Annotated in this window: 3 protein-coding genes; all 3 read right to left on the reverse strand. The window is 60.5% G+C overall.

The window, feature by feature from the left end; genetic code table 11:
* A partial coding sequence (locus ACFWF3_RS25405; protein ID WP_379315755.1) for a hypothetical protein occupies positions 1–734 on the reverse strand: 734 nt, incomplete at its 3' end.
* 385 nt (positions 735–1,119) lie between these two features.
* The gene (locus ACFWF3_RS25410) at positions 1,120–2,595 is read right to left on the reverse strand and encodes a hypothetical protein (RefSeq protein ID WP_379315757.1); all 1,476 of its coding nucleotides are present in this window, start codon (positions 2,593–2,595) and stop codon (positions 1,120–1,122) included.
* Between the two features lie 79 nt (positions 2,596–2,674).
* Positions 2,675–4,544, reverse strand: a 1,870-nt coding sequence (locus ACFWF3_RS25415; protein ID WP_379315759.1) for a hypothetical protein, incomplete at its 5' end; no start/stop codon positions are given.

Below are 4,544 nucleotides of genomic sequence, written 5' to 3' on the forward strand. Positions count from 1 at the left end.
CCACTGAACAGGCCCCCGATCCCGCTGCCCAACTTGCCGAGCGCGTCTTTCACCTCGTCGATCACCGTGGTGAACGGCGCTAGGCAGGCGGCGAACACCTTCTTGAAGTAGTCGCCGACTGGCTCGAGCACGTTCTTCTTCACCGTGTCGAAGGCCTTCTTCACGGAGTCCCAGTGCTCGATCAGCAGCCCGATCACGACAATCGCGATCTCGATCGCCGCGACGATCTTGCCGATTACCGATTTGCCGACGGCCTTGTTCAGCTTGCCCTGGGACTTGTCCCACTTGTTCGTCGCGCCTTCGACGTTCTTCTGCGCACCCGCTGAGTCCTTGTGCGCCTTGGCGAGATCGTCGAAACCCTTCGACGCCTTGTCAACGTTCGTGGTCATCTTCTGGCTGGTCGCCGCGTGGGTGCCGAGGTTCTTGACGTCGCCGCGCAGCGCAGAAGTTCGATCCTTGAGCGCCTTGGTCTCATCGGTGATCGGTTTCGCGTCACCCGCATTCGACCTGCCCGGCGACGCCTTATCCTTCGCCGTGTCTCTGACCTGCGAGAATGCGTCCGACAGATTCGCCGGATCAGCCATTCCGGCGAGATAGTCCTTGCCCTGTGCGAGGGCGGCGCCACCCAGCCCGCCCAGCGCGGCTTTGGGGTCGGCGCCGGCCTGGCGCCAGTCGACTCCTGACGCCATCGCGCCCATCGCCAGACCGCCGGCCCGGCCGGCGCCGCCGCGCACCTTCGAGCCGAGCCCGCCCCGAGGTCTGCCCTGAGGCCTCGATGGCCTGCGCGGCTTGACCGACCGGATCGGCGGTGTAGCGATTGGTCGCACACCTCTCGGCGGTTCGGCCGGAGCCGGGCGGTGCTCTTTCTCGTCTCGTACTGGTGCGTCGTGCCTTTCGATGCTCGGCTGGCCGCCCCGTGGATGATCGGAGTGAGCCACATCGGCTTTCGACGACTCCCCCGAACCCTTCCCATCGGACTTGGCCGCGCCGCCTTTACCCTTGTCGCCGGCATCGAGTGGATCGCTCGCGGCCAGCGCCGCGCGCAATGCGGCGTCGAACTGCGCGTCGCCTTTACTGCTCATCGTTCTAACCACTCCCTGAGGTGTCTGAAAGGTTGGGCTAGCGCGACCCACCCGCGTAGGTGAGCGCGCGTTGCGCGTGCACGGCGCGCGATCGCGCGAAACTGGTGTCGGTCCCGCGGTTGAGCGCGATGGTGGTCGAATGGTCGATCGCGCGAACTGTCGCGCCGGTCCGCCGCACGCCGCGCAGTGGGGCGATATGCGGGCTCTTGCTCAGCGCTGACCGGCCGGCGTCGGTACCTGCTACCCGCAGGTGATCACTGTCGACCGCAGCCATCGCCGCTCGCTTCGGGCCCCCGGCGTCAACAACGATCTCATCGGTCGAGCTGGCCGGCGACTTGGCGCGGCTCGCCCCAACAAGACCACCGTCCGCCATATGCGCCTGCGCCCACTGGGACATGGCATCGGCGATGCCGCCTACACCTGGGAACCACCGAAACTCACCGAGAAGACTGGCGACCTTGTCAACGACCACGGCGACGTAATGAACCATTTTCTGGAACACCCCGCCCACGGTCGAACACAGCGCCTTGAACGCGCCGGAGACAGCCGTGCTGATGTGGGTGAACGGCTTGAGGACCTCGCCGAACTGATCCCGGAAGAACTCACCGACCGGATCGAGCACCTTCTCCTTGACGACACTGAACGCCGCCTTGATCTCGTCCCAGTGCTCGACGATGAGCGTGATCGCGAGAATCGCGGCACCCAGGGCGAGGGTGAACCAGCCGACCGGCGACGCGTTCCACACCAGGTTCAACGCGGTCTGCGCCACCGACCACAGCTTGGAAGCGCCGCCGATGATCTTCTGCACGGTTGACGCGGTGCGAATCGCCTTCGTCAGCTTCTTGAGGTTCTTGGCGACGCCGCCGACCTTGCCGACCACCTTCTTGCCGGCGCCCGTGTGATCTTTGATGGCCGCGAGGCTGTCCTTGAACGCACCGCCGAGGTTCTTGAGGGCGGTCGCCTCATCCTTGAGCCCTTTGGTGTCGACCTTGCCGCCCTTGGATTTGCTTCCCTTCGGGCCTCCAGGTTTACCCCCCGCCGAGGCTTTAGTAGGTGGACGTTTCGCCAGGTCAACCGGCTTGCTCTTATTCGGTGGTGCCGCGGTCTTTTTCGGACCCGCTGCCGCCGGCCTCTGGCTTTTGGCGGCCTGCTTCCAGTCGACACCGGGCTTCGCGCGCGGACCACCTCCGTGTGGTGGCATCGGCGGAGCGCCACGCATCGGCTTGTCGGTCTTACTCGGCTGAATCGCCTTCTTTGGTGGCCGAGCTGTGGGGCGTGTGCCCTTCGGGTAATCATCGGCCTTGGGCGGCTTCGGCTGCCGCCGTGCGGGTTTGGATGCGGAAGGCCGGTGCGAACGGCTCCTGCTCTTGCTCGGCTTCTTATTATCCTCCGCCGCAACCTTTTTCGGCCTCTGGTCCGTTGAATCGTTGAGCCCGTCCAAAGAGACCGGATGGATCTCGATGTCGAAGCCGGCCAACGGGTCCGGAACACCCTCCGGTTTCGGATCACTCATCGTTTCCAACCTTCCGATCTCTCGTGGATTTCCGCTGTCTACTTGTCAATACCGAGTCAGCCGAACAGCAGTCGCCTGGCTACACGCCAACCGGGCTGAACCGCGCATCCTGCACGGCCTGCAACATCCGAATTTGCGTGAACGCCGCGTCGACATCAGCGACCCGCACATCAAACGTGCGCGGACCAGGCCCGCTATCGATACGAGGCAACGCACCGTCGTGCAGGAACGGCGGCCGATACGCGTACCCGATCTTGCGTTCCTCAGCCTGGGCGGCACGCAACACCGACCGATCGATCACGGCCATCACCTCGATACCGGATGCCCTACGCGGCGCGGGCCCGTTTTGCCCACCCACCAAGCCACCATCGGCCATCCGCTCGGAAGCCCATGCAACCATCGCATCACCGAAACTCTTCAACCCGAACGACTTATTGACCGGGAATCCGATATTGATCTCGAGCCGCTGGAAAATCTGACCGATCGCCTTCACAATCCCCACGACCGTCGACCGCACCGCACCAACCGCGGTACCGACAACCCCGCCCATCCCATTGAACCCAGCCATCACCGCGTCAAAAGCCAAGCGGTACGGCGTAATATAAACCTTGAACGCCGTCATAAAGAACTCGGACACCGGCGTCAAAACATTCTTCAACACCCAATCGAACGCAGCCCGAATCTGATCCCAATGCTCCACAATCAATTGAATAATCGGCACCGCCGCCGAAATAGCCGCAGCCACCGTCCCCACCGGCGAGAACAACATCGCAATATTCAGCAGCTCTTGCGCAAATGCCCAGTCATTGGAGATCTCATCAATAATCTTCTGCGCCCCCGCCGAATCAATAACGTCGGTCACAAACCCCGACACCGCCGCGACAGCACCCCCGACCATCACCGCCAAATCATTCAGACAATTCTGAACGTAGCTAGTAAATGAACTCGCCATTCGCGAAAACTCGGCAATAGTCGACTTCAAACCTGACAAAATTCCATCAACGAATTGGCCAGAATTCGACGACGGAGCGTCGTCTTCAGGTTGGACAACTCCGTCACCGGGCGACTGTCCTGTGTAAGGTGTTGCTACCGCAACTTGAACTACTTCCGAGCTAGGTTTGGGCGAGTCACGTAGGGCATAGCCAACGCCTGCGATACCTCCCAAACCACCCAGGGCCAATCCGGCGAAAGTATTGGCACTTACAGTAGTCGAACTACGAGACTTTTTAGGTGGAACCGCTGGTCTTGGCTCCCTTACGTCTCCACGCGGCGGCCTGAAGAACCCAACCGGGTCGTCGCCGATATCAAACCTGGACCATTTCAACCTTCCTAATACCTTGAAGCCACGTACGCGCTCACGCCTATAAGGAGATTCTGCCAAGTAATATTCAACATTCGCCTCCTTTCGCCACAGCGACACCAGAATATGCGAAAGCTCTGGGTCGTTGGCTAATACTCTTTGGAATTTATAGTCTTGCGCGAGCTTGTACTCAAGGTACAGCCTGGAACCTTGTTTAACATAATGCCATTGGTTTGCCTCATCGCGAACCCAGGCAAAATCAGTCTTTCCCGAGCCACCTTTAGCCTCGACCACAATTAAGCGGCCGTCCAATACGGCGACCAGATCGAGAGTGTTGGCTCCCTCGCCTTCATAGATGATCCGCGCACCCATTTGCTTCAACCGCAAGCGCGCGAACTTCATCCCCACCTCTTCGCCAAGACGTTGAGGAAATCGATTCGGGCCAGTATCTCGATACTGAAGATACTGCGTGGTTAGGCTGATCAATTGATCGATTTGACCAAGTTTTCTGATATTTGCCGCATTCTTTGTGAGTTGATCACGCAGAAGCACTTCAAGAGATTCGCGATCCCTGGGAATAGGGTACGTCAGGCCAGTAATCTGAGAGAGGACAGCTACGATGCTTTTCTTGTAGTCCGCTCTATTCAGG

This window comes from Nocardia sp. NPDC060220 (assembly GCF_042727815.1).
In the GTDB taxonomy this organism is placed as follows: domain Bacteria; phylum Actinomycetota; class Actinomycetes; order Mycobacteriales; family Mycobacteriaceae; genus Nocardia.